Annotated in this window: 19 protein-coding genes, 1 tRNA gene and 2 pseudogenes; 8 read left to right on the top strand and 14 right to left on the bottom strand. The window is 70.3% G+C overall.

Annotated features, from left to right (window positions below; all coding sequences use genetic code 11):
- Positions 1-25 precede the first annotated feature (25 nt).
- The 4 genes from ACZ4N5_RS00520 to ACZ4N5_RS00505 all read right to left on the bottom strand — a co-directional run bounded on the left by ACZ4N5_RS00520 (position 26) and on the right by ACZ4N5_RS00505 (position 3017).
- Positions 26-922 (bottom strand): RNA polymerase sigma factor SigF, encoded by an 897-nt coding sequence (locus tag ACZ4N5_RS00520; protein ID WP_467754960.1) that lies wholly within the window; start codon positions 920-922, stop codon positions 26-28.
- A gap of 244 nt (positions 923-1166) precedes the next feature.
- The gene (locus tag ACZ4N5_RS00515) at positions 1167-2198 is read right to left on the bottom strand and encodes an RNA polymerase sigma factor SigF (protein WP_467754959.1); all 1032 of its coding nucleotides are present in this window, start codon (positions 2196-2198) and stop codon (positions 1167-1169) included.
- 218 nt (positions 2199-2416) lie between these two features.
- Positions 2417-2710 carry a Dabb family protein gene (locus tag ACZ4N5_RS00510; RefSeq protein WP_467754958.1) on the bottom strand — a complete coding sequence of 98 codons (294 nt, stop codon included), beginning with the start codon at positions 2708-2710 and terminating at the stop codon, positions 2417-2419.
- 127 nt (positions 2711-2837) lie between these two features.
- Complete coding sequence (locus tag ACZ4N5_RS00505) at positions 2838-3017, bottom strand: hypothetical protein (RefSeq protein WP_037615173.1); 180 nt, start codon at positions 3015-3017, stop codon at positions 2838-2840.
- A gap of 661 nt (positions 3018-3678) precedes the next feature.
- On the opposite strand from ACZ4N5_RS00505, the gene ACZ4N5_RS00500 reads away from it, so the two are divergent.
- Complete coding sequence (locus tag ACZ4N5_RS00500) at positions 3679-4539, top strand: DUF5707 domain-containing protein (RefSeq protein ID WP_467754957.1); 861 nt, start codon at positions 3679-3681, stop codon at positions 4537-4539.
- A 257-nt stretch (positions 4540-4796) separates the two neighbouring features.
- Here ACZ4N5_RS00500 and ACZ4N5_RS00495 read toward each other — a convergent pair.
- The 4 genes from ACZ4N5_RS00495 to ACZ4N5_RS00480 form a co-directional block, all read right to left on the bottom strand.
- Positions 4797-4881 (bottom strand) — tRNA-Ser (locus tag ACZ4N5_RS00495).
- Positions 4882-5058: 177 nt separating this feature from the next.
- Complete coding sequence (gene tadA, locus ACZ4N5_RS00490; RefSeq protein WP_467755374.1) at positions 5059-5490, bottom strand: tRNA adenosine(34) deaminase TadA; 432 nt, start codon at positions 5488-5490, stop codon at positions 5059-5061.
- Positions 5491-5744: 254 nt separating this feature from the next.
- On the bottom strand, positions 5745-6284 hold the full coding sequence (locus tag ACZ4N5_RS00485; RefSeq protein ID WP_467755373.1) for a tRNA adenosine deaminase-associated protein: 540 nt from the start codon (positions 6282-6284) through the stop codon (positions 5745-5747).
- Between the two features lie 952 nt (positions 6285-7236).
- A complete protein-coding gene (locus ACZ4N5_RS00480) occupies positions 7237-7419 on the bottom strand; it encodes a hypothetical protein (protein WP_351551613.1) in 183 nt (60 codons plus the stop codon).
- 138 nt (positions 7420-7557) lie between these two features.
- On the opposite strand from ACZ4N5_RS00480, the gene upp reads away from it, so the two are divergent.
- Positions 7558-8193, top strand: coding sequence for a uracil phosphoribosyltransferase (gene upp / locus ACZ4N5_RS00475; protein WP_261703858.1), 636 nt, complete (start codon positions 7558-7560; stop codon positions 8191-8193).
- 120 nt (positions 8194-8313) lie between these two features.
- On the opposite strand, the gene ACZ4N5_RS00470 is transcribed toward upp, so the two are convergent.
- On the bottom strand, positions 8314-8970 hold the full coding sequence (locus ACZ4N5_RS00470; RefSeq protein ID WP_467754956.1) for a LytR C-terminal domain-containing protein: 657 nt from the start codon (positions 8968-8970) through the stop codon (positions 8314-8316).
- Between the two features lie 90 nt (positions 8971-9060).
- Positions 9061-9357 (bottom strand): type II toxin-antitoxin system VapB family antitoxin, encoded by a 297-nt coding sequence (locus ACZ4N5_RS00465; RefSeq protein WP_003999914.1) that lies wholly within the window; start codon positions 9355-9357, stop codon positions 9061-9063.
- Between the two features lie 105 nt (positions 9358-9462).
- Here ACZ4N5_RS00465 and ACZ4N5_RS00460 point away from each other — a divergent pair.
- Positions 9463-9920: pseudogene (locus ACZ4N5_RS00460) on the top strand (helicase HerA-like domain-containing protein); the annotation flags it as partial.
- 310 nt (positions 9921-10230) lie between these two features.
- Here ACZ4N5_RS00460 and ACZ4N5_RS00455 read toward each other — a convergent pair.
- Positions 10231-10815 carry an HhH-GPD-type base excision DNA repair protein gene (locus ACZ4N5_RS00455; protein WP_467754955.1) on the bottom strand — a complete coding sequence of 195 codons (585 nt, stop codon included), beginning with the start codon at positions 10813-10815 and terminating at the stop codon, positions 10231-10233.
- A gap of 133 nt (positions 10816-10948) precedes the next feature.
- Here ACZ4N5_RS00455 and ACZ4N5_RS00450 point away from each other — a divergent pair, with 133 nt between their 5' ends.
- The 3 genes from ACZ4N5_RS00450 to ACZ4N5_RS00440 are packed head-to-tail and all read left to right on the top strand — an operon-like array spanning position 10949 to position 15683.
- Entirely contained in the window at positions 10949-13033 is a 2085-nt protein-coding gene (locus ACZ4N5_RS00450) for a penicillin acylase family protein (RefSeq protein ID WP_467754954.1), read from the top strand.
- Positions 13023-13652 (top strand): GNAT family N-acetyltransferase, encoded by a 630-nt coding sequence (locus ACZ4N5_RS00445; RefSeq protein WP_467754953.1) that lies wholly within the window; start codon positions 13023-13025, stop codon positions 13650-13652. Before ACZ4N5_RS00450 ends, ACZ4N5_RS00445 begins: the two co-directional genes overlap by 11 nt.
- A gap of 42 nt (positions 13653-13694) precedes the next feature.
- Positions 13695-15683, top strand: coding sequence for a copper resistance CopC/CopD family protein (locus tag ACZ4N5_RS00440; protein WP_467754952.1), 1989 nt, complete (start codon positions 13695-13697; stop codon positions 15681-15683).
- 166 nt (positions 15684-15849) lie between these two features.
- Here ACZ4N5_RS00440 and ACZ4N5_RS00435 read toward each other — a convergent pair whose 3' ends face one another.
- The gene (locus tag ACZ4N5_RS00435) at positions 15850-16221 is read right to left on the bottom strand and encodes a hypothetical protein (protein WP_467754951.1); all 372 of its coding nucleotides are present in this window, start codon (positions 16219-16221) and stop codon (positions 15850-15852) included.
- Positions 16222-16453: 232 nt separating this feature from the next.
- Positions 16454-16936 carry a QsdR family transcriptional regulator gene (locus ACZ4N5_RS00430; protein ID WP_467754950.1) on the bottom strand — a complete coding sequence of 161 codons (483 nt, stop codon included), beginning with the start codon at positions 16934-16936 and terminating at the stop codon, positions 16454-16456.
- Positions 16937-17178: 242 nt separating this feature from the next.
- Here ACZ4N5_RS00430 and ACZ4N5_RS00425 point away from each other — a divergent pair, with 242 nt between their 5' ends.
- Complete coding sequence (locus ACZ4N5_RS00425; RefSeq protein ID WP_467754949.1) at positions 17179-18513, top strand: hypothetical protein; 1335 nt, start codon at positions 17179-17181, stop codon at positions 18511-18513.
- Between the two features lie 95 nt (positions 18514-18608).
- Positions 18609-18749 (top strand): annotated as a pseudogene (locus ACZ4N5_RS00420) (site-specific integrase); the annotation flags it as partial.
- A 626-nt stretch (positions 18750-19375) separates the two neighbouring features.
- On the opposite strand, the gene ACZ4N5_RS00415 reads toward ACZ4N5_RS00420, so the two are convergent.
- Positions 19376-19810, bottom strand: a complete 435-nt coding sequence (locus tag ACZ4N5_RS00415; protein ID WP_467754948.1) for a VOC family protein — start codon at positions 19808-19810, stop codon at positions 19376-19378.
- Positions 19811-20131 lie beyond the last annotated feature (321 nt).

Raw genomic sequence — 20131 nt, 5'->3', positions numbered from 1 at the left:
CAATTATGAACCCCGCGTGGGGTGGTCAGTCGGAGATGAGGCCTTCCCGCAGCTGGGCCAGAGTGCGGGTGAGGAGACGCGAGACGTGCATCTGCGAGATGCCGACCTCCTCGCCGATCTGCGACTGGGTCATGTTCGCGAAGAAGCGCAGCATGATGATCCGGCGTTCGCGGGGCGGCAGCTTGGCGAGCAGCGGCTTGAGCGACTCGCGGTACTCCACACCCTCCAGCGCGGTGTCCTCGTAGCCGAGGCGGTCCGCGAGGGAGCCCTCGCCGCCGTCGTCCTCCGGGGCGGGCGAGTCGAGCGACGACGCCGTGTACGCGTTGCCGACGGCGAGGCCGTCGACCACGTCCTCCTCGGACACCCCGAGAACGGCGGCGAGTTCGGCGACCGTCGGAGAGCGGTCGAGCTTCTGCGAGAGCTCGTCGCTGGCCTTGGTGAGGGCGAGTCGCAGCTCCTGGAGGCGGCGCGGAACGCGGACCGACCAGGAGGTGTCGCGGAAGAACCGCTTGATCTCGCCGACGACCGTCGGCATCGCGAAGGTCGGGAACTCGACGCCGCGCTCGCAGTCGAAGCGGTCGATCGCCTTGATCAGGCCGATGGTGCCGACCTGGACGATGTCCTCCATCGGCTCGTTGCGGGAGCGGAAGCGGGCCGCCGCGTACCGGACGAGCGGGAGGTTGAGCTCGATGAGGGTGTCCCGGACGTAACCACGCTCCGGGCTGTTCTCGGCGAGTGCGGCGAGCCGCAGGAAGAGGGAGCGGGACAGGGTCCGGGTGTCGATGGCGCCCGAGGATTCGGGGACCAGAGCGGCTTCCGGGGCCTCGGCGGCAGGGACATCGTGAAGCGCGGCGTGCGCCTCGGGCGCTGCGTCGCTCTTCGTGAGCGTGAGCACCTTCGAGCTGCCCTGATCTGCGGACATGCCACCCCCTTTGGGTCGCGGACGGTCGCGGCAGTCGCTCCCGTCGGAGGAACGCAGCCTCCACCTGAATACCGGAGGCGAGGCCGCGGCAAACGCGCTTCCGGAAGAATGTCACATGTCGGCAACACGCTGTAGAGACTTGTCGACATGTAGAGGGTGGATCAGCCCTGGAAGAAGGGGGTCTGACGGTCTTTCACCGCTCAACTGCCAGAAAATGTGACCTTGAGCGATTCGCTCTTTTCGGTTACGCCTCGATCCTGTTTGCGGATCGAAGACGCGCGAAGCTGCGGGCGAGCAGCCTTGACACGTGCATCTGGGAGACTCCCAGCTCGGCACTGATCTGTGACTGGGTGAGGTTGCTGTAGTAGCGGAGCAGTAGGATCCGCTGCTCGCGTTCGGGCAGTTGTACGAGCAAATGCCGCACGAGGTCGCGGTGTTCGACGCCGTCGAGTGCGGGGTCCTCGTAGCCGAGCCGGTCGAGCAGCCCCGGAAGTCCGTCGCCCTCCTGGGCCGCTTCGAGGGAGGTCGCGTGGTACGACCGTCCCGCCTCGATGCAGGAGAGCACCTCCTCCTCGGTGATGCGCAGCCGTTCGGCGATCTCCGCGGTGGTGGGCGAGCGCCCGAAGGCGGTCGTCAGGTCCTCGGTCGCGCTGTTCACCTGCACCCACAGCTCGTGCAGCCGGCGCGGTACGTGGACGGTGCGAACGTTGTCACGGAAGTACCGCTTGATCTCGCCGACGACCGTCGGCATCGCGAACGTGGGGAACTGCACGCCGCGGTCCGGGTCGAAGCGGTCGATGGCGTTGATCAGACCGATGGTGCCGACCTGGACCACGTCCTCCATCGGCTCGTTGCGGGAGCGGAAGCGGGCCGCCGCGTAGCGGACGAGCGGCAGATTCGCCTCGATGAGGGCGCCGCGGACCCGATTGTGCTCGAGGGTGCCCGGCTCCAGCACCTTGAGTTCGCCGAAGAGCACCTGCGTGAGGGCCCGGGTGTCCGCACCGCGACGCCGCTCGTGCGTGACCTCCTGGATCGGTGCGGGGCCGGGTGCGGGGTCCTGCGCGGGGTTCGGTGCGGATGCGGTGGGGCCGGACGCGGGGCTGGGTGTGAGAGCGGCTGCTGGGCCGCCTGTGGGGCCGCCTGCGGGGCTCGGGGCGCTCGGTGCGGTGATCGCTGCCGTGGTCTGCGCCGGGGGCGAGGGCGGGGCGGGCGTGAGGGCCGGTGCCTGGGCCTTGGCCGGGGCTTCCTCCTGGGGCGGCGCAGTACTGGCCGACACGGTCAACGCCACCTCTTCATTCGTCAACGATCCGTCAACGTATCCGTCAACACTCATCCGTCAAAAGCGGTCATAGCATCACAAGACATGTGCACTGTGTGCAAGCACCGCATAACGCCGTGTTGGAGGTGAGTTGGAGGTGAGTTGGGGCGTAGGACGCCAAAAACCCCTGACCGGTTGCGGTCAAGGGCTCGGGAAAAGAGTGCGATCAAAAACGGTCAGAACGGGTAGTCGGCGATCACCCAAGTGGCGAACTCCCGCCAGAGCGCGACACCGGCCACGTGTGCCGGGTTCTCCAGGTAACGCTTGAGGGCGTCGGCGTCCTCGACGGCGGCGTTGATCGCGAAGTCGTACGCGATGGGCCGGTCGCTGATGTTCCACTCGCACTCCCAGACCTGCAGCTCGGGGATCAGGTCACCGAGCGCCCGGAAGGCGGCGACTCCCTCGACGACGCGGGGCTCGTCGCGCCGGACGCCGTCGTTGAGCTTGAAGAGGACCAGATGGCGGATCACGGGCACTCCCTGGTGGTGAGGTGGTTCTTCGCTCGGTCGCGTCCATGCCCGGCCGCGCCTCGCTCCGTCATGCTTACTCGACGCCGGGCGAGCGGAATCCCCGACGCGCGGGCGTCGGCGCCTGACGTCAGTTCTTTGCCCCGTCGGCGATCCAGGTCATGAAGTCGCCGATCGCCCCGGCGGCGTTCGATATGCCCTCGAACGCTATCTGGACGTAGTCGGCGGCCTTGGCCGGATCCGTGATGATCACGTAGAGCGCGAAGACCACGAGCACATAGATGGCGATCTTTTTCGAATTCACCGCCATGGCGGCCTCCCCTGTGACTGCTGCGCCCGTGGGCCCCCTGGTGCCGGCGGTGAGTGTAACCTTCACGCCGCCTTTAAGGACCAACGGCCCGCTGGTCGAGGTCCTTTGCCGGGCCTGACAGGCGCTCCCGCGGTCCAGGATGGAAGGGAGCCCCGGCGGGAACCGACAGGAGTCCACGGGGCCCGGAGGGACCCCACTGCGGGGTCCTCGCCGCCGGACCATCCCCCGAGTCGGCGGCGTGGACTTTCGGGTCCTTCCGTGGGGGAAGCGGTTGCCCCCGATGCGCCGCTTCCCCCCTCCTCCGTGGGAGCGGAGAACCCTTTCGGGTGCGGAAGAGCCCCGGCGGCCGAGCGGCGCCGGGGCTCTTCCGCGTCCTGGGCCGTACGGAGCCCCGCCCCCCCCGAACGTACGAAGGCAGGGATCCACGGCGGGTGACCGGGATCCGCGCCGGGTGACCGACGCGCCGTTGTCGCAGGTGAAGCCGCGGAGGGTCTCGACGGTCCTTCAGTTGTCATCGGGTGTTCAAAAATTCTCAACAACCCGTACAACTGTTCCTAGTTGTTGTGAGTCTCCGCATGCGAGTCAGACAGACTCCTCCGAACCTTCGTGCCCACGTGACCCCCACTCAACGTGAGGCGCCCAGTCCACTTGAGGAACGCGCATGCGTATTCGTGCAAGTCTGGCCGCCGCGACCGTGTCCGGCGTCGTGGCGCTCGCCGCGCTCGCCGCCCCGGCCGCCCAGGCGACGGACGGCCCGACCCCCTTCACCGCGAAGATGTCGCCGTTCACGGCCACCGCGCCGGCCGACGACAGCCAGGGCGACACCCAGATCACCAAGGTCACGGTCAACGCCAACACGGACGTCGTTGTCGGTGTGTCCAAGAAGAGCTTCAACATCTATGTGACCGCCACCGACCCGTCCGGCATCGACAGCGCCGGTGCCATCCTGTGGCACGGCACCAGCCTGGCCGAGCCGAACCCCGACGTGGACGGGGCCATGGGTCCGGACCAGGACGCCACCTGCGACAACTGGAGCGCCACGTCCGCCACCTGCAAGATCACCATCACGGCCGAGCCCGGGGACACTGACACGTCCACGCTGTACAACAGCTTCCTGGCCGGCAAGTGGAACGTGGCCGTGTACGCCGTCGGCAACGACGGCGACTACGTCGAGAAGGACGTCTACAAGAACAGCTGGGTGAAGCGGGCCGCGAGCTTCAGCGGCTTCAACGCCAGCCCCGAGCCCGTCGCCAAGGGCAAGACCATCACGGTCGCCGGCACGCTCAACCGCGCGAGCTGGACCTACCTGAAGTACTACGGCTACGGCAGCCAGAGCGTGCAGCTGCAGTTCAAGAAGGCGGGCGACAGCACCTACAGCACCGTCAAGACGATCACGAGCTCGTCCACCGGCTACCTGAAGACCACGGTGACCGCCTCGGTGGACGGCACCTGGCGCTTCCACTACGCGGGCAACAGCACCTCGTCCGTCGCGGACGCCTACGACTACGTCGACGTCAGCTGAATGAACAGGTGAGCAAAGGCCCCGGAGCACTCCGGGGCCTTTCCTGTGCGGGCCCCACGGGCAGGGCGTCATCGAGGCCCGTGACCGGCGGGAGCGGCACCGCGAGCGTCGGCGGACGCTCACGACGCATCCGTGACAGCGGTGCACGAGGCTGTCCCCCGCGCCTGCCCGGCTGAAGGTCGCCGCAGCTGAGACGGAAATTGAGACCGAGCAGCACGAAGGGCCCGATCCAATGGATCGGGCCCTTCGCCTATCTGCGGTAGCGGAGGGATTTGAACCCTCGGTGACTTGCGCCACACTCGCTTTCGAGGCGAGCTCCTTCGGCCGCTCGGACACGCTACCGAGGGAGACCCTACCCCAAGGTGGGCCGTGGTCTGAAATCCGTTTCGGTCACTCCGGACCTTCGGCGCGGGACGCGGGCAGACGGCCGGCCGGTGCTCGGCCGGGCAAGTTCCGGTGCCTCTCCCGGTGTGCGGCAGACGCTTGCCCTGGGCCTGCCCGGTGGGCGGCGGCGGTCGGTCAGCGGTCGCGGAAGAAGTCGGTGAGCAGCGCGGCGCATTCCTCGGCGAGGACGCCCTCGATCACCTCGGGCCGGTGGTTGAGCCGCCGGTCGCGGACGACGTCCCAGACGGAGCCGGTCGCGCCCGCCTTCTCGTCGCGGGCGCCGTACACCACCCGCTCGACACGGGACTGGACGAGCGCGCCCGCGCACATCGTGCAGGGCTCCAGGGTGACGACCAGCGTGCACCCGGACAGCCGCCACTCGCCGAGCGCGGCGGCGGCCCTGCGCAGCGCCAGGACCTCGGCGTGCGCCGTCGGGTCGCCGGTGGCCTCACGTTCGTTGTGCCCGGCCGCCAGCACGGTCGTACCGTCCGGGGACAGCACGACGGCACCGACGGGAACGTCCCCGCCCGGAACCGCCAGCCGCGCCTCGTCCAGCGCGAGCCGCATCGGGGCCCGCCACCGATCACGTACGGGATCGGGCGGCCGGGGTACCTGGTGGGGGGTGCTCACCCGGGGAACCTAGCGGAATCCCGCCGGGTCGGACGGCAGGGACCTGCGGGCGTCGCCCCACGCCGGCCCACCGCCCCGGCGCGGGGCAAGTTGCAAACGGCAGGCGAAGACCCGGCCCGCTGGATGGGGCCGGCTCGTCGGTATGGGGATGACTCGCAGGCAAGGGGGCTGGGCCCACCGTTTCCGGGGGCCTAGCGGACGGTCTCCAGGACCTCTGCCGCTCCCAGCGCCTCGGCGATCGTGCTGAGCGCGTCGCCTTCGTCCAGGGCCAGCAGTTCCCTCTCGTTCACTCCGAGGTCCGCGAGGATGTAGCGGTCCCCGACGGGGCTGTGCGACACGGCATCGCCGGACACGCTCTCCGGTTCCTCCTCGTCGTCCTCGGAGTCCCCGGGTTCACCGTCCTCCGTGCCGTCCAGATCGAGGGAGTCCAGGTCGGCGTCGTCGTCGCCCGGCTCCCGTCCTAGTAGTTCGTCCGTGAGCAGGATCTCGCCGTACGAGCTACGGGCAGCCGCGGCGGCGTCCGAGACGTAGATACGAGGGTCCTCCTCGCCGTCCACGCGGACGACGCCGAACCAGGCGTCCTCCTGCTCGATGAGTACGAGCACCGTGTCCTCGTCCGAGACTTCACGGGCCAGGTCGGTCAGATCCGACAGGGTTTCCACATCGTCGAGCTCTGTATCGCTCGCTTCCCACCCGTCTTCGGTGCGCGCGAGCAGTGCGGCGAAGTACACCGTGACTCTCCCACTGGTCATAGGCGTGCCGGTTGGGGTTCCCCCCGGCGGAGGCTGTGGGCGGGGAGTGCTGCTCCGAGCCCCGCCCACTCGGAATCGTGGCAGAAACAGAGCGTTCAGGGGACGTCTTCGGCCTGCTGTGTCTGCCTCTTTTGATCGCTAACAGCGGATCGTACGCGGATGCCCGCGCCGTGTAGGCACCTCCCCGCCCGCCGTGTCCACCACACGGCCCCTCCTGACGCGGGCGTGGCCCGGTTCCACAGCGGCCGGGCGTCCGGTTTCCCCCCGGCGTGCCACCGAGTGCCGTGCGGGCGCGTCTCCCCGTCACGGCGGCCGTGCCACAGGCGGCGGCGCGGGCCCACCGCGGACCTTCCCGCGGGCGTGGCGGCAACGGCCGTGCGGAGGAGCGCCGCCGGCTCCCCGCGGGCGTGTCGGCCACGGTGGCACCGGGCTCGTCCCCGACTCTCCGTCTCGACTCCCCATGGGCGTGGCGCGCCCTGCCCTGCGGACGTGCCAACCGGTCCGGCGCGGGAGGTGGCGAAGACGCGCCGCGCCCGCCTACGTCATCGACGGGCGCGGGCCCGACGGCCGAGGCGCGGGCGCCGACACCCGCGGCGGAACGCGGGCCGGCGACGGCGGCGGGCACAGGCCGACGACCATGGCGTGCGGGCTGACGGCCGCGATGGGCGCCGGGGGACGACGATGGCGTGTGGGCCGTCATCGTCCGATGGCGTGCGGGCCGTCATCGTCGTCCCCCGGCGGAGCGCGGGCCCGTGGCCATGACGGGCGGGCTGACGATCGCGACCGGCGCGGGCTGGTGACGATGGCGTGTGGTCCGACGTCTGTGGTGGGCGCGGGTCGACGACCATTGCCTGCGGCCTGCGAACCCCTGGCCTGCGGCCTGCGAACCCTTGCCTGCCGCCTGCGGGTCGACCACCGCGGCCGGTGTCGACTACCAGCGGAACGTTCGCATGCGCATCGCGTGGCGCAGCCGGGCGGTCTTGGCGCGGCGGGGCTGGACCCGGTCGCGCAGCTCGCGGGCCTCGGTCAGGTCCCGCAGGAACTGGGCCCGTCGCCTCCTTCGCTCGGCGTCGCTCTCCAGCCGCTCGGAGGTCTCCTCTTCCGGGTTCCGCATTGGCACACCACCCCAGGTCCGTCCCTCCCACCTTCCCTCTGATGGGCGGTTTGATGCCAGCAGACGGGTGATGCGGGGCGGCGGCCCTTGCCGGGCGGGTCACTGGCGGGTGGCGGTAGCCCCGCTACTGTTGTGGACATGCGTCTTCACGTCGTCGACCACCCCCTGGTCGCCCATAAGCTCACCACCCTGCGCGACCGGCGCACCGACTCCGCGACCTTCCGGCGGCTCGCCGACGAGCTGGTCACCCTGCTCGCCTACGAGGCCACCCGCGACGTGCGCACGGAGCAGGTCGACATCGTGACCCCGGTCTCCCCGACCACGGGCGTCAAGCTCTCCTACCCGCGCCCGCTCGTCGTGCCGATCCTGCGCGCGGGCCTCGGCATGCTCGACGGAATGGTCCGGCTGCTGCCGACCGCCGAGGTGGGCTTCCTGGGCATGGTGCGCGACGAGGAGACGCTTCAGGCCTCCACGTACGCCACCCGGATGCCGGACGACCTCTCCGGCCGTCAGGTGTACGTCCTGGACCCGATGCTGGCCACCGGCGGCACGCTGGTCGCCGCGATCCAGGAGCTGATCAAGCGCGGCGCCGACGACGTCACCGCCGTGGTCCTCCTCGCCGCCCCGGAGGGTGTCGAGCTCATGGAGCGCGACCTGGCCGGCACGCCGGTCACCGTCGTCACGGCCTCGGTCGACGAGCGCCTGAACGAGCACGGCTACATCGTGCCGGGTCTGGGCGACGCCGGGGACCGGATGTACGGGGCCGCCGAATAACCCGCAGCGACTGCGGAGCCGCCCCGGAGTCGGCGGCTTCTTCGAGCACGACTCCGGAGTCGTGCTCCTGCTCGTGACAACCCGGAGTCGGCGGCTCTTCTTTCGAGCCCGGCTCCGGAGTCAGCAGCTCTTCTTCGAGGGGGAGGGCGCCGGTTTGGGCTGAGCCAGGACGGTCAGTGCCTTGTCGGCGTCCTCCTTCTTCGTCAGCGCCTTGAACTCGGTGCCGATGATGAGGTCGACCGTGGTGGCCTGGGCGCGGCCGTCGGTCTTCAGCTGGGCGCCGGAGAGCTGGGTGTTGAGGACGGGCAGCGCGGCCTGGTCGGCGGCCTTGGCACCGAGTAGCAGCCCGGCGCCCGCGACCTTCTTGTCGTACGCGGCCGTCGCGTTGCCCACGTCACCGATCTTGAAGCCGCGCTTCTTCAGCTCGTCCGCCGTCTGCTTGGCGAGCCCGCTGCGGGGCGTCGCGTTGAGGACGTTCACGGTGATCTGGCCCGGCTTGGGCAGCGCGGCCGCGGGAGCGGCGGCCGCGGAGGGCTTCGCCGAGGGCGTGACCTTCGACGCGCAGTCCGCCTTGGTGCCCGCGGCCGTGGCCTTGCTGCCGCCGGTGTAGATGTCGATGAGCTGCAGCGACCCCCACCCGATCAGCCCGAGAACGGTGACGGAGCTGAGGCTCACGAACACGAACTTGCGACGCCCGCGAGGGCGGCGCATCCGCGGGTACTTGTCCCCCGTGATCCGATACTGGCCACCCATGCCAGGGGGAGTAAGCATGCTCATGGGCGCAGCGTAGTGCGCCGGGGCGCCAATGCCTACTAGATGATCATTGCCCGGCGTTCAGTTCAACCCATTGGGGTCAAGCCGTGGCCATTAGTCCAGTTCAAGAACGCGCGCGTGCAGCACCTGGCGCTGCTGGAGCGCGGCGCGGACGGCGCGGTGCAGGCCGTCCTCCAGGTACAGATCGCCCTGCCACTTGACGACGTGGGCGAAGAGATCGCCGTAGAAGGTGGAGTCCTCAGCGAGGAGGGTCTCCAGGTCCAGCTGGCCCTTGGTCGTCACGAGCTGATCGAGGCGGACCGGGCGCGGCGCGACGTCCGCCCACTGCCGGGTGCTTTCCCGGCCGTGGTCGGGGTACGGCCGGCCGTTTCCGATGCGCTTGAAGATCACACGGAAAGCCTACCGGTCAAGACCTTCCGGGCGCAGCCATGGCGGCGGAGTGCGACGCTGGAAAAGATGTCGTAAATCCTTGCAAATCGGGAACAGGGGTCTGATATGAGTGACAGCGAGACCATGTCGTCGGCTGCCGCCGGGACCGCTCCCGAGCGGATGGCCGGCGCTCCCGCGCTCCCGAGGGAAGCCCTGGAGATCGCCTCCGGCTACGCCTTCGCCGGTCCCGCCCTCGACCTCGGCGCGCTGATCTGGGACGGGACGCGCCTGCCCGACGCGCAGATCCGCATCCCGCTGCCGATGCTCGACCGGCACGGTCTGGTGCCCGGCGCCACCGGCACCGGCAAGACCAAGACGCTTCAGCTGATCGCCGAGCAGCTGTCGGAGCAGGGTGAGTCGGCGACGCCGACAAGCCGAAGCTCGTCTTCTTCTTCGACGAGGCTCATCTGCTCTTCAGTGACGCGTCGAAGGCCTTCCTGGACTCGATCACGCGGACCGTCCGGCTGATTCGCTCGAAAGGGGTCGGCGTCTTCTTTGTGACGCAGACGCCGAAGGACGTCCCCGGGGCCGCAGCGTGGGACGGAAGCCGCGCGCTCCGGCGGCCGGAGCGGGCCGAAGGAGGACGCCTCCGTCGTCGAGCAGGTCGTCGGAAGCGGGCTGTTCAAGTCCCTGGCCCGGTCCGTGGGTACGCAGATCGGGCGGGAGAGCACCCGGTCGATCTTCGGGACGGCGCGGAAACGGCGCTGATTCCAGGACCTCCGGCGTGGGAGGAGCGGGTCCGGTGCGAAGCCCCGTACCTCGTACTCCGTACTCCGTAGGTCCGGCATCCGTTCCGGAGAGGGTGGGAACGCCGGTTCCCGGGCGGCCCGGGAACTACTTGCCGGAGGCCTTCGCCGCCGCCTTCATCTCCTGCTTGTGGGCGCGGACCTTGGCGAGGGACTCCGGGCCGGTGATGTCGGCGACCGAGCGGAAGGACTTGGCCTCGCCGTAGGGGCCCGCCGCTTCGCGCCAGCCCTTGGGGCGGACGCCGAGTTGTTTGCCGAGGAGGGCCAGGAAGATCTGGGCCTTCTGGGGACCGAAACCGGGAAGTTCCTTGAGGCGGCGGAGAAGTTCGTCGCCGGTTGAGGCGTCCTTCCAGACGGCGGTGGCGTCTCCGTCGTAATGCTCGACGAGGTACTGGCACAGCTGATGGATGCGCTTGCCCATCGAACCGGGATAGCGGTGCACGGCCGGCTTTTCCGAGAGCAGTGCGGCGAACCTCTCCGGGTCGTACGAGGCGATCTCGTTCGCGTCGAGATCGTCCGCCCCCATGCGCTGAGCGATCGTGTACGGCCCCGCGAAGGCCCACTCCATCGGCACCTGCTGGTCCAGCAGCATGCCGACCAGGGCAGCGAGTGGGCTGCGGCCGAGCAGTTCGTCGGCCTCGGGCTGCTGGGCGAGGTGAAGAGTGACGTCCATGGATCGATGATCCCGCGTGCGGGGGCGGGACGCTCGGTCGTGGCCGCCCGGCTTCACCGGGTCTTCACCCCGGACGTACGATCCCGGAAATGTGAGTTAGGTTAGCCTAACCTGACACGACTGGGGGTGGGCCGTGACCGCCGAGATCTACCGTGACACCTGGGGCATCCCGCACCTGCGCGCCGCCGACGCACGTGAACTCGCCCACGCCCAGGGCCGGGTCACCGCCCGGGACCGGGCCTGGCAGCTGGAGGTCGAACGGCACCGCTTCCAGGGCACCTCGGCCGCGTTCCTCGGCGCGGAGTCCGTCGGCTGGGACCGGTTCGCGCGGCAGGCCCGGCTCGACGACACGGCGCGACGCTGCTTCGAGGCCCTGCGGGCGCGGGACCCCGAGACCGCCGCGTGGGTCGTCACGTACGTCGACGGGGTCAACGCCGGACTGGCCGAAGGGGCCGCCCGCGCACCCGAGTTCGCGGCGAGCGGGCTCACTCCGGGACGCTGGGAGCCCTGGAGTCCGCTGGGAGTCTGGCTCGGCACCCACATCCTCTTCGCCGGATTCCCCGCCAAGCTGTGGCGCGAGGAGGTCGTACGACGGCTGGGCCCGGACGCGGTCGGCCTGTTCGCCATGGACGGGCCGGGCACGGCCGGCAGCAACGGATGGCTGGTGAGCGGCGAGCGCACCGCCACCGGGCAGGCGGTGATCGCCGGCGACCCGCACCGCTTCATCGAGGAACCCGGCGTCTACCAGCAGATCCGTCTCTCCTGCCCGGAGTTCGACGTCGTCGGCCTCGCCGTTCCCGGCGTCCCCGGCATCGCGCACTTCGCGCACACCGGAACCGTCGCCTGGGCGATCACCAACGCGATGGCCGACTACCAGGACCTCTACCGGGAGCGGCTGCGGCTCGTGGACCCGGAGGACGCCGGGGACGGAGAGGCTGTGGAGGCTCTCGATCCCGACGGTGTGTGGCGGGCCGCGGCACGGCACACGGAGCGGGTGGAGGTGGCCGGCGGTGAACCCGTCGACGTCGAGGTGATCGAGACGGCGCGTGGGCCCGTGGTCATCGGGGACGTGGGCGCCGAGGAGTGCATCAGCCTCCGCCACCCGCCCCGCGTGACACGGGACCTCGGCTTCGGCGCTCTCCTCCCGCTGCTGCGTGCCCGCCGGGTCGCCGACGTGGACCGGGCGTTCGACGCCTGGGCGGAGCCGGTGAACGTCGTGCAGGCCGCCGACACCGAGGGCGGAGTGCTGCACCGCGTCGCGGGACGGGTCCCGGTCCGCGACGCGGCCGGCCGCACCCGGGTCGTGCCCGCCTGGGAGGCCGGGCACGAGTGGACCGGCTGGCACGAGATGCCGTACGGCACGGTCGAGGACGGCCTCGCCGTGATGGCGAACCAGCGCGGCCTCGCGGCCCCGCTCGGTGTCGAGTTCGCGCCGCCCCACCGCGCGGCCCGCATCCGGCAGTTGCTCGACGCGGGCGCGAAGTGGTCGGCGCGGGACATGCCGGCCATTCACATGGACACCCGTCTCGCCTCCGCCGCGGCCCTGTTGGACCGGCTGCCCGCACTGGAACTCTCCGGCGCCGCGGCCGAACTCAGGGACCAACTCCTGCTCTGGAACCGGCACATGGACGCCGACAGCGGCCCGGCGGCGGTGTACGCGCAGGTGCGCGGCGCGGTCGTACGACGGCTCGCGGCCCACCCCGCCCTCGCCGTGCCGGCCGAGCCGTCCGCCCGCCCGGCCGTCTTCCTGCCCTGGCTCGCGCTCATCCCGCGCGTCGCCTTCGCCCTCGAAAACCTGCTCACGGCACGGGAGTTGTACGGCATCGACCGCGACGACGTGGTCCGCGCCGCCGTCGAGGAGGTGGCCGCCCGGCCCGCGTCCCGCACCTGGGGCGACACCCATCGCCTCGCCCCCTGGCGGGCGCTCACCGGCGCCGCGTACGACGAACCGGCCCTGTCCGGCGACAACGACTGCGTCCTGTCCACCTCGTCCGTCCCCGGACTGACCGACCTGAGCGCCCGCGGATCCGCCGCCCGGTACGTCTGGGACCTCGCCGACCGGTCCAACAGCCTCTGGGTGGTCCCGTTCGGAGCCGACGGCGTTCCCGGCGCGGCCCACCACCGCGACCAACTCCCCCTGTGGGTCAGGGGAGACCTCGTCCCGGTGACCACCGACTGGAACGCGCTGACCAAGGAGAGCGAGAGCGATGACGACTGAGACGTACGCCGACGCCCGCGAGGCCGTTCACGAGCAACGGGTCGACGGCTTCGGCACGGTCCGGGTGCTGCCCGTGGACCCGCACGCCGACCTCGACGTCCTGCACGCCTGGGTCACCGAGGAGCGGGCCGCGTACTGGGGCATGACCGGGTTCACCAGGCAGCAGGTGCTGGAGACCTATCTCCACCTCGGCTCGCTCGACACCCACCACGCCTTCCTCACGGTCAAGGACGGTGTTCCGGCCGCGCTCTTCCAGACGTACGAGCCCGAGGCCGACCGGGTCTCCGAGTGCTACGAGGTCCGGCCCGGCGACATCGGCGTCCACCTGTTCATCGGGCCCCCGGCACCGGGCGGCGAGCGGCCCGGCTGGTCGTCCACGCTGCTGACGGTGTTCCTGGCGTACGCGCTGACCGGCCTCGACCGGCAGCGGGCCGTGGTCGAACCCGACGCCCGCAACGCCAAGGCCATCGCCCGTCTGAACCGCCAGGGTTTCGTCCCCGCCGGGGACGTCGTGCTCCCCGGGATCGACCTGCCCGAGGTCCACCTGCCCGAGAAGCGCGCCCGGCTCGCCTTCCTCACACGGGAGGCCTTCGAGAAGGGTCCGACGGCGCCGAGGTGAGCCGGACGCGGGCCCCGTCCGTACGTAACCGAGACTCTGCACATGCGGATACGGAGACGGCGTGTGAACGGAAGCGGTCAGCGACACCGGCGACGGCTCGGCGCGCGGGCGCTGGCCCTGCTGGGCAGCGTCCTCGTATTGGTGCTCTTCGGGGGTGTGGGCGGCGCGTCCGCCCACGCGGCGCTCACGAGCACCGATCCGCAGGACGGCAGCGTCCTGAAGTCGGCGCCCCGCCAGGTGACCCTGACGTTCAGTGAGTCGGTCGGCCTGCTCGACGACTCCTTCCGCGTGCTCACCCCGGAGAACCGGCGCGTCCACACCGGCGAAGCGAGCCACGCCGACGGCCGTTCCGACACCGCCCGCGTCACCCTGCCGCGCGGCCTGGGCACCGGCACGTTCACCGTGGCCTGGCGGGTCGTCTCGGCGGACAGCCACCCCGTCTCCGGCGCCTTCACCTTCTCCATCGGCAAACCCTCCGCGACCCCCGCGCCCCTGCCGCCCACCGGGGGGAATCCGACCTCCGCCGCCCTCTACGACATCGCCCGCTACGCCGCGTACAGCGGACTGGCTCTGCTCATCGGCGCGGCCACGTTCGTCCTGGCCTGCGGCTTCCCGGGCTCCGTCCGGCGTCTGCTGGTCACGGGCTGGTGGACCCTGCTCGGCTCCACGTTCGCGCTGCTCCTGCTGCGCGGCCCCTATGAGCGCGGCACCGGCGTGGGAGGGGCCTTCGATCCGGCGATCCTGAGCGAGACCCTGACGAGCCGGCCCGGCATCGTGCTGGTGGCACGGCTGGCGCTGCTCGCCGCGGCGGCCTTCATGCCCTTGCGGGCGCCGGTACGGGACCGGGAGCCCGGCCGTGGGGTCCTCGTCCTCGGCGGACTGTTCTCGCTGGCCCTCGCGGTCACGTGGGCCGCCGCCGAGCACGCCTCCGCCGGGATCCAGGTCCCCGTGGCGATGGTCTCCTCCGTGCTGCACCTGCTCGCCATGGCCGTCTGGCTCGGCGGCCTGACCGTCCTGCTGATCGCCCTCCACCGCCCCGCCGAGCCGATCCCCCCGTCCGTCGTCACCCGCTTCTCCCGGCTCGCCCTCACCTCGGTCGCCGTCCTCGCGATCACCGGCGTCTACCAGTCCTGGCGCGGCCTGGGTTCCTGGGACGCCCTGACCTCGACGTCGTACGGCAGGCTCCTGGTCGTCAAACTCGCCGGGGTGGCGCTGCTGCTGGCCGCGGCGGCCTTCTCGCGCCGCTGGACGGCCCGGCTGGCGATGACGGATACCGCGGACACCGCGGACACCGCCGTCACCGTCCCCGCCGAGCGGGTCGCGGTGACGGCCGGGGCGCCGAGGGACACGCGCGCCGCCGCCGGCGACGTACAGGAAGAGCACGAGGGCGACGACGCGGGCGCCGGCCGGAAGGACGCACCGGGAGAGGGCCCGACGGGCGGCGGACCATCGGGAGACGGACCGACGAGCGATGGACCGACGAGCGATGGACCGACGGGAGACGAGCCGACGGGACCCGGGCCGACCACCGGACCGGGGGAGACCGCGCACCACCGGGGCCTGCGCCGCTCGGTGCTCGCCGAGGTCACCATCGGCATCCTGGTGCTGGTGATCACGACGATGCTGACCGGGACCCAGCCGGGCCGCGCGGCCACCGAGACCGCCGCCGCCGTCGTGGCCGCGGACCGGCCGACGTCGTCGACGACCGTCGTGCCCTTCGACGTCGGCACCCCTGGCGGGCACGGCAAGGTCCAGATCGAGCTGTCGCCCGGCCGGGTGGGCGAGAACTCCGTCCAGGCCGTGATCTTCGGCCCTGACGGCGGCCTCGCGACCGTCCCCGAACTGCGCCTCACCTTCACCCTGGAATCCCAGAAGGTCGGCCCGATCGACGCGGAGATCACCGACAAGGGTGGCTACTGGACATCCGACGGCCTCACCCTTCCCCTCCCCGGCACCTGGACCATGAAGGTCACGGTCCGCACCAGCGACATCGACGAGGTCACCGTCTCGAAGACGGTGAAGATCGGCTGAGCCGGGCCGTTCGACATCCTGCCCGGCGAAGGCCCCGACCGTGATCGGTCGGGGCCTTCGGTCCGCGCTCCTGGACGGGTGCGAGTCGGTGCGCGGGTCCCGGGGCGGGGCGCCGGGATCCGGGCGCCGGGGTTCGGGTGTCAGGAGCTGAGCGGCGCTCGGAGCTCTACGGCGTCCCGTCCGCGGGCGGTCGCCGGGCGGCCTTCAGCGCCCGGTCCAGTTGCTCGCGGGCGCCGCGCTGGATCGCTTCGCTGTCGTGCAGCAGCAGCTCGGCCTCCACGGGAGTGAGCGGAACGGGTCGCGGTCCTTCGTCCGTCAGCAGACCGAAGACGTGGCGGCAGGCCGCGTCCTCGTCCGCGAACCGTTCCATCACCTCGCGCCGACCGCGCTCGTGGACGCCCACCACCCACTGGCCATCCTGTTCGGCCAGGAAGAGACGGTCCGCCGGCCACGGACCGCCGGGACAGCCGGCGATCTCGTACCGCCCGGCCGCGACCCCGGCGGCCCGCAGCGCCGCGCACAACTGGTGCCTGTCCATGGCGGCAGTCTTCACCCCGGGGCGGTCAGTTCCTCGACCGGGCGTGGCAGCAGCATGCCCGGACTGTAGCCGTCGGCTTCGACAAACCGGGTCGGCAGCCGATCCCGCAGTCAAGGGCATCTCAGCTTGGGAAGATCCGTGGCTCCGCTCCACTTTCGCCACGTGCAGTGTGTAGCTCTGGGCCGGTTGTCCGGTCGCTGAATCTGCAGCGGGCCGGGGACCTCCTGACCGACTACGGTCGGCGCGGTGATGCCGGTTCGTCAAGCAGGTGCTGGATCAGTGTGATCGCACGGTCGATGGCGGGCGGTTCGCCGATCACGATCGGGGTCCATTGCAGCGCCGTGCCGAGTTGCACGACGATCTCCACCGTCCGAGCGTCGATTCCGTTTACACCGTTCGCTGTGAGGCAGGCGGTCACGCCGGCGCGTAGCACGGCGTTCACCTGGCCCCCCTCGGCCATCAGTACGCGCAAGGCCAAGGTCGGTTCCTGTTCTGCGAACTGCCGCAACGGCCCGTGGCCGGACGTCACCTGCATGAACCGGCGGATGTCGGCGAGCGCCCCCGGCACTCCGCCACCGACGCTGCCCTCCGACACCGTCTGCCACGTCTCGGCGCTCAACTCCGCCAGGATCAGGGCCAGCAGCGCCTCACGGTCACCGACCCACCGGTACAGCGTGCTGCGTCCGACGTCCAGGGTGGCCGCCAGGGTGCGCATGTCTACGCGCTCTCCATGCAGGAACACCCGCCGGGCGTACTGCACGGCCAGCTCACGCGTCGGCCGTTGCAGTCGGGGCAGCACGGGCTCGGAATCCGGGGTGGACTTCACCGGGCCATCGTAGAGCGGAACAGATTGCTCGCCTGTGCCAAATGAAACACTATTGACGAGTGTCCCACATGGTTCTAGCGTCTCGGGAGCCTCGCGGATGCGAGGTCATCGAGACTCAAGGAGGAGTCCGCGTGCGCCTGCTCCCCGCTCCACTCGGCACCCTGGCCTGCGCTCTGATCACGAGCGCCGCCCTGACCGCCGCACCCGCCCACGCCCGTGGGGGCGCCGACGAGAGCGCGGGGGCGCAGGCGGCCGACTGCCTGTGGCAGGGGCCGGCGGGCATGGTCGACGACCCGGCCCAGAACTACGCCTTCCCCGACGCGGGAGCCCGCTACTGGTCCGCACAACTGACCCTGCCCACAGGCGCCCGGCTCAGCTTCGACGGCGAGTACGCCCACGCCCGCTATCAGTCGCTGAACAGCTACGACACGACCACGCACGCGCCGACCGATGCGCTTAACGACATCTCCACCAGGCCGGAGCCGGGCTCGTCCAACCCCTACCTCCCGGGCGCCCGGCGCGCGTCTGACGCCCACCGCTCGTACCGCGTCACGGTCCTGGGCGACCCTGCCCCCACGGACCCGGCGCGACGAGCCGGGAACACTCTCTACGCCGGCGTGACAGGGCAGTCGACGATGACTCTGATCTACCGCGTCTACCTGCACGACCGCGGTCGTGACGCCACTGGCGGCGCCGGCCTGCCCCGCCCCACCCTGCATCTGGCGGACGGCTCCACGGTGACGGGTCCGGCCCTGTGCCAAGCAGTCGAGGCGTCCCGGAGCCGGCTGCCTCTCACCACCCTGCCCCTGCAGACCTACCTGGCGTTGCGCGACCAGCCCGGCCGTCCGACCGGATTCCCCGCCGCCGCCCAGCCCGTCTGGCAAACCTTCTACAACTCGGCCTTCAGCCTGGCCTGCGCCTACCAAGGCGCCTGCGACGGCACGCCCGCCCGGACCGGAGGCCAGTACTCCAACCGCGACAACCAGTACGTCACCGCGTACATCAGCCGCGCCTTCGGCGGCGTGCTGGTCCTGCGGGGCAAACTGCCCGTCACCCCCGCAACGCTCAACCGCGAACCGCGCATGGCCGCGCACACCGACCTGCGGTACTGGTCACTGTGCTCCAACGAGAGCTACGCCACCACCCGCGCGGTCGCTTGCGTGGACGACGAACACGTGCTGACCGACAGCCACGGCCGGTACACGATCGTGCTGAGCCTGCCGCAGGACCGGCCGCGCAACGCCACCGCCGCCAACGGCGTCACCTGGCTGAGCCTGTCACCGAACGGAGACGGCGCCGGACACCCGGACGACACCAAGCTGATCCTGCGCAACATGTTGCCTTCCGCAGGCTTCCACCACGCCGTCCAGGACACCGAGACCCCCGGCGACGAGCGCGCCGTCATGGGTGACTACCTGCCCACCGGCACCTACGCGACCACGACGGCGTTCGAGGCCCTTGGATAGCTCCCTCAGCAACCACCACTCTCCCCAGCTCCCATCCCGTACGCCGTCGACCCACACACCGTGGAGCGGGCGTGACGAGCGAGTGAGGAGTCTTGATCATGGGATGGGAGCCCGGGGGAGCGGCCCGGATGTGCGCTCGGTACGTGCACGTCACGGGGCCGATGCTCCGGAAAGTCGCGCAGCAGGTCGGACGAGCCCTCTGGGTGTCGCCCGGAGCCGAAGAAGAAACCGACTGAGACGGACAACGTCGAAGGGCCCCGCTGCAAGCAGCGGGGCCCTTCGACGTTAGTGCCCGGTGAGGCACTGGCGGAGGATACGAGATTCGAACTCGTGAGGGGTTGCCCCCAACACGCTTTCCAACTGTGTTGATGGGGTCTTGGGCCGCGTTCGGGGACGTTCACCTGCGTTCATGCGCGGCTGGTCGGCTTGGGGGAGTGGGTTTGTGGTCTCGTCTGAACGTCCGTGAACGGTGGTGAATGAGACGGAAACTGAGACGGTGGCGATTGGCCGGTCGCGTGCTCCTGCCCAGGTGAGCGCTCAGAGATGGCTCGCCAACGCGGTCTCGGCTTCGGCGCGGGTTGGGGGCGAGTGTCCCATCTCAGATGATCTGGTCCCTGATGATGCCTGTGACCTGCAACGACCAGAAGAACTGAGACGCTGGGACGCTGGAAATCTCAGTGGACCTGGCCCCGGTCGCACGGTTGCCCGGTGCCGTCTCAGTTGATCTGGTCCGCCGCTGTTGTTTCGGTTAGGGCCGGAGCTTCCGTGCCTGCGGGTCGAAGCAGTTCAGGCCCATCGACGCAGCAACCTGCGTCGCAGAGGCAGACGCTCCCTCGGCCATGCGCCAGCGCATCGTGGCCCCTCAGTCGATACAGAACTCGTTGCCCTCGATGTCCTGCATCGGGATGCACGACTCGTTGACGCCATCGGCATACAGCGTTCGCACGTGTACCGCGCCGAGCGGGACCAGTCGTGCGCATTCGGCCTCAAGTGCGGCGAGGCGCTCTTTACCCACGAGCCCGGTGCCGACCCGCACATCGAGATGCACCCGATTCTTGACGACCTTGCCTTCGGGGACGCGCTGGAAGAACAGTCGCGGGCCCACACCTGATGGATCACTGCAGACGAACCATGAATCCCGCTGCTCAGGTGGCTGCGAGCGCTTGAAATCGTCCCAAGTGGCAAACCCCTCCGGTGGCGGCGGTACGACGTACCCCAACACCTCGCACCAGAAACGAGCGAGGCGCTCAGGTTCTGCGCAGTCGAAGGTGACTTGGAACTGCTTGATCGACGTCATCGGTTCACCATATTGGCGCGTGCTGCCAACCGAGATCCCGGGGTTGCATCGACGTGCGGGTCGAGGTCTCGCGTGACATGAGTAGCACCAACGGACCAGATCGCCTGAGACGACGAGTGAATCGGCCCAGATCACCTGCGACAGGGGCCAATTCGCATGAGACGGGACAGCGAGGCGTGCCGCCGAAGGTGCGTCTGGGTTGTCCTGTGCCACTGGATCTTGACCGTTTGCCATTCGGACTTTGACGGACGCGACTTTGTGTCATCGGAGTTTGATCACCGCAGGTCAGCGACTCAGCGCAGGGAGGTGCATTGAGTCGCT

The organism is Streptomyces sp. NPDC026500 (assembly GCF_055567635.1).
The sequence above is the reverse complement of the archived record's forward strand: the minus strand, read 5'-3'. Positions and strand labels throughout refer to the sequence as shown.

Bases quoted from the DNA above. Each gene is read 5' to 3' on its own strand.
- ACZ4N5_RS00520 (WP_467754960.1), bottom strand. From the start codon at position 922: ATGTCCGCAGATCAGGGCAGCTCGAAGGTGCTCACGCTCACGAAGAGC.
- ACZ4N5_RS00430 (WP_467754950.1), bottom strand. From the start codon at position 16,936: ATGCGCACCCTGGCGGCCACCCTGGACGTCGGACGCAGCACGCTGTAC.
- ACZ4N5_RS00505 (WP_037615173.1), bottom strand. From the start codon at position 3,017: ATGGCGGTGAATTCGAAAAAGATCGCCATCTATGTGCTCGTGGTCTTC.
- ACZ4N5_RS00415 (WP_467754948.1), bottom strand. From the start codon at position 19,810: ATGACGTCGATCAAGCAGTTCCAAGTCACCTTCGACTGCGCAGAACCT.
- tadA (WP_467755374.1), bottom strand. From the start codon at position 5,490: ATGCGGCTCGCGCTGGACGAGGCGCGGCTGGCGGTTCCGGGCGGGGAC.
- ACZ4N5_RS00455 (WP_467754955.1), bottom strand. From the start codon at position 10,815: ATGGACGTCACTCTTCACCTCGCCCAGCAGCCCGAGGCCGACGAACTG.
- ACZ4N5_RS00440 (WP_467754952.1), top strand. From the start codon at position 13,695: ATGCGGATACGGAGACGGCGTGTGAACGGAAGCGGTCAGCGACACCGG.
- upp (WP_261703858.1), top strand. From the start codon at position 7,558: ATGCGTCTTCACGTCGTCGACCACCCCCTGGTCGCCCATAAGCTCACC.
- ACZ4N5_RS00500 (WP_467754957.1), top strand. From the start codon at position 3,679: ATGCGTATTCGTGCAAGTCTGGCCGCCGCGACCGTGTCCGGCGTCGTG.
- ACZ4N5_RS00470 (WP_467754956.1), bottom strand. From the start codon at position 8,970: ATGAGCATGCTTACTCCCCCTGGCATGGGTGGCCAGTATCGGATCACG.
- ACZ4N5_RS00445 (WP_467754953.1), top strand. From the start codon at position 13,023: ATGACGACTGAGACGTACGCCGACGCCCGCGAGGCCGTTCACGAGCAA.
- ACZ4N5_RS00435 (WP_467754951.1), bottom strand. From the start codon at position 16,221: ATGGACAGGCACCAGTTGTGCGCGGCGCTGCGGGCCGCCGGGGTCGCG.
- ACZ4N5_RS00480 (WP_351551613.1), bottom strand. From the start codon at position 7,419: ATGCGGAACCCGGAAGAGGAGACCTCCGAGCGGCTGGAGAGCGACGCC.